Origin of the sequence: Thiohalocapsa sp. (assembly GCF_019695415.1) — a bacterium.
Taxonomy (GTDB): domain Bacteria; phylum Pseudomonadota; class Gammaproteobacteria; order Chromatiales; family Chromatiaceae; genus Thiohalocapsa.
In genome coordinates this window covers 1-3,524 of sequence record NZ_JAIFKJ010000615.1, presented here as the reverse complement: position 1 = coordinate 3,524, position 3,524 = coordinate 1, and the positions used below count along the sequence as shown (strand labels likewise).

Sequence of the window (3,524 nt, the reverse complement as noted above, 5' to 3'; positions counted from 1 at the left end):
TCACCGTCGAGGGGCGGGAGGTGAGCCGCATGCAGGTGGTCAAGGGCGTCATGGGCCGCTTCATCGATGCGCGCGCCGGCGACCGGGTCGGGCTCATCATCTTCGGCAGCGGCGCCTATGTGCTCTCGCCGTTGACCATCGATCGGTCCGCGGTGCATATGCTGCTGGAGCAGGTGGTGCCGAGCATCGCCGGCGGCAGCACAGCGCTCGGCGATGCCGTCGCGCTGGGCGTGAAGAAGCTCCGCGACCGCCCGGTGGGCTCCCGGGTGATGATCCTCATTGCCGACGGCGACAACACCGCAGGTAACTTCCAGCCCCTGGAATCGGCCCAGCTCGCCCGCATGGCGGGCGTGCGCATCTATGTCATCGGCGTCGGCAGCAACCAGGAGCGTATCCCGATCCTGCACGAAGGCAAGATCGAGTACTGGGACGACCTCACCATGGACGAGGATACGCTGCGGCGCCTCGCGGAGATCACCGGCGGCGCCTACTTCCGCGCTACCGACACCCGCGCCCTGGAGGAGATCAGTCGGCGCATCGCCGAGCTCGAGAAGACCGAGACTGAGACCCGTACCGCCTACCTGCCGGAGCCCCTATACCGCTGGCCGCTGGGGCTGTCGCTGGCCGCCTTGCTCGGCCTGGGCCTGTTCCCGGAGGGTCGCCGCCGCTTCATCGTCCGCCAGGCCAGCAGCTGACACCCAGCCCACGACACCCAGCCCACGACAGGGCGAGCGCGCCCGAGACACCCCGAGGAGCATGAACGAGACCGGATTCCACTTCGCCGAGCCCGCGTGGTTCTGGGGCCTGCTCGTGCTGCCGCCGGTGGCCTGGTGGCTCTGGCGCAGCGCTGCCCGCGCCGCCAAGGCACCGGTGCACCGCTATGCGGACCCGGAGCTCCTGCCGCACTTGGCGGGAACGCGAGCACTGGCAGGCTCTGAGCGCTGGGGCCGCTTCTTCGCCTGGGCAGGCCTGTGGCTGCTGCTGCTCACGGCCATGGCCGGCCCGCGGTGGGGCTATACCGACGTGCGCCTTTTCCAGCCCGGCGACAACCTGCTGATCCTGCTGGATGTCTCTCGCTCCATGGAGACCGCGGATGTGGCCCCCAGCCGCCTCGGCCGCGCCCGGCAGGAGATCCAGGACCTCATTATGCAGAACAGGCGGCTGCGGCTCGGGCTCATCGCCTTCGCGTCGTCGCCGCACGTGGTGGCCCCGGTCACCGAGGACAGCCGCACCATCCTGCTGGCTCTGCCTGCGCTGGCCACGGACCTGGCGCGGCTCCAGGGCAGCCGTCTGCACGCCGCTCTCGACCGGGCCCAGATCCTGCTGGAGGCACTGCCGGCGGAGAGCGCCCGCTCGATGCTGCTGATTACCGACGGCGACTTCGACGAGCCCGATCTCACGGCACGGGTATCCGCACTCGCCGACGCGGGCGTCGCGCTGCATGTACTCGGTATTGGCACTTCGCGGGGCGGTGAGGTGCCTGGTCCACGCGGCGGGCCGCTGGTGGGCCCGGACGGCACCCCGGTACGCTCCGTGCTGAACGCAGACCAGCTTCGCGCGCTCGCCGCCGCAGGCGGCGGCCTCTACCGCGAGGCCGACTATCGCGACAACGACACCGCCGACATCCTGGACGCCGCGGCCCGCAGCAGGCTCCCGGCCAAGGCCACCGACGAGCGCACCCGCATCTGGAACGAGCGCTACTACCTGCCTGTACTGCTGCTGCTCCTACTACTGCTGCCGCGGTTCAAGGGCCGTGCCCGCCCCGGACGGGGCACCGGCGCGCAACCGGCTGCTGGCGCAGCCCGCCGGGCCGAGGAGGCAGCATGAACGTGCGTCTGCTCGCGCTGCTGCTGGCCCTGTTGGTACTCGGCGTCGGCATCGGCCAGGCGGGCATGTTCCGTAACGCCGAGCAGGCGGCCCTAGAGCGCTTCCGTGCCGGCGATTACGGTGCCGCCGCTGAGGGCTTCAACGATGCCTACCGCCGCGGTGTCGCCCTTTACCGCGCCGGCGAGTACCGCGCCGCCGAGGTGGCCTTCGCCGATGTGGAGCGGGAGGCCGTGCGCGTCACCGCCCGCTACAACCTGGGTAATGCCCGCTTCCAGCAGGGCGACTACACCGGCGCCATCGACGCCTATGAGCAGGCCCTCGCCGAGGCGCCAGACCATGCCGACGCCCACTTCAACCTGACCCTTGCCCGCTCCCTGTTGGCGAAACTGGAGCAGCAGGCCTTCCAAGAGGAGGCTGAGGAACAGGACGCAGAAGCACCCGAGCCCGAGGAGCAGGAAGACGCAGCCTCGGAGACGGAACAGCAGGCCCAACAAGAACAGCAACAACAGCAGGAATCAGCACAACAACAACAATCGGAACAGCAACAGCAACAGCAACAGCAATCGGAACAGCAGCAGGAGGGCGAGCAGCAGCAGGAGGGCGAGCAGCAGCAGGAGGGCGAGCAGCAGCAGGAGCAGCAGGGCGACGAGCAGCAAGAGCAGGCACAGCAGGGCGGCGAGCAGCAGGACCAGCAACAGGAAGGCCAGCAGCAGGCGGAGAGCGAATCCGGCGGCGGCGAGCAACAGGACGAGGCCGGCAGCGCCGGCGCGGATACCGAAGAGAACCGCGGCACCGAGGGCGAGGAGGCCGAGGGCCGCACCGGCGGCGAGCAGGACACCGGGCAGGACAGCGGCGAGCGCGACGAGGCAAAGCCGGCGGAAGGTGGCGATGAGACCGAAGAAGAGAATGCCGAGGGCGGCGATCGCGAGGAACGCGAAGACGCCGACGGCGCATTCGATGAAGCGGAAATCGAGGGCCAGGCCGAGCGCGGCGGCACCGAGGGCGGCGACGAAGCCGGCCGCGCCGAAGGCGAGTACGAAGACAGCCTAATGCCGGCCGCCGGCGCCGACGAGCCGCCCGAGCCCGGCGAAGACCTGGGCGGCGGCCAAGAGCCGCCGACGCCGGAGCAGGCGGAGCGCCCGGGCGAAGACGTGCGACCGGACAGCGAAGAGCGCGGCACCGGCGCGGATGACCAGGCCCGCGACCAGGCAAGTCGAGGTGAGGGTCCGCCGCCCGACGAAGCTCCGGACATGGAAGACCTCGCGGGCGACCGCGATGCGGTCGAGCGGTTCGACCAGCTGGGCGATCAGCCCTGGGCCGGCCTCGGACCCGAAGCTGGCCTGAGCGAGGCCCCCGCCCTTGGCGGCGAGCAGGTGCTGGGCCCGGGTATGGCCATCATGGAGCAGCGTCTGGAACAGGTCGAGGGTGATCCGTCCATGCTGCTGCGAAACCAATTCCTGCTGGGGGACCTGCGGCTCATGCGCGGGAGCGGCGGCCGGGTGCAGGAGAGTCGGCCATGGTAGCGGCGCGGGGCACATGGGCTAGGGGGCGCGAGCTGGGGGGCAGCGGCATGCTGCACGGCAGTTGGCTAATGCTCGGAGCAGTGCTGCTGCTGACCGCCACCGCTGCGCTCGGCCAGCCGCCATTCCAGACCTGGCAGTTCCGGCCTATGGAGCCCAGCAATGCCCGTGGCGTGC

The 3,524-nt window shown here is 70.3% G+C and carries 3 protein-coding genes; all 3 read left to right on the top strand.

Annotated features, from left to right (window positions below):
- Nucleotides 1-695 (top strand): VWA domain-containing protein (locus tag I6U14_RS16830; protein ID WP_296900819.1); only part of this gene is annotated, 695 nt, incomplete at its 5' end.
- A 61-nt stretch (nt 696-756) separates the two neighbouring features.
- Entirely contained in the window at nt 757-1,827 is a 1,071-nt protein-coding gene (locus I6U14_RS16825; RefSeq protein WP_296900817.1) for a VWA domain-containing protein, read from the top strand.
- The gene (locus tag I6U14_RS16820) at nt 1,824-3,350 is read left to right on the top strand and encodes a tetratricopeptide repeat protein (protein WP_296900815.1); all 1,527 of its coding nucleotides are present in this window, start codon (nt 1,824-1,826) and stop codon (nt 3,348-3,350) included. The genes I6U14_RS16825 and I6U14_RS16820 overlap by 4 nt, the downstream gene beginning before the upstream one ends.
- The last annotated feature ends 174 nt before the right edge of the window (nt 3,351-3,524 follow it).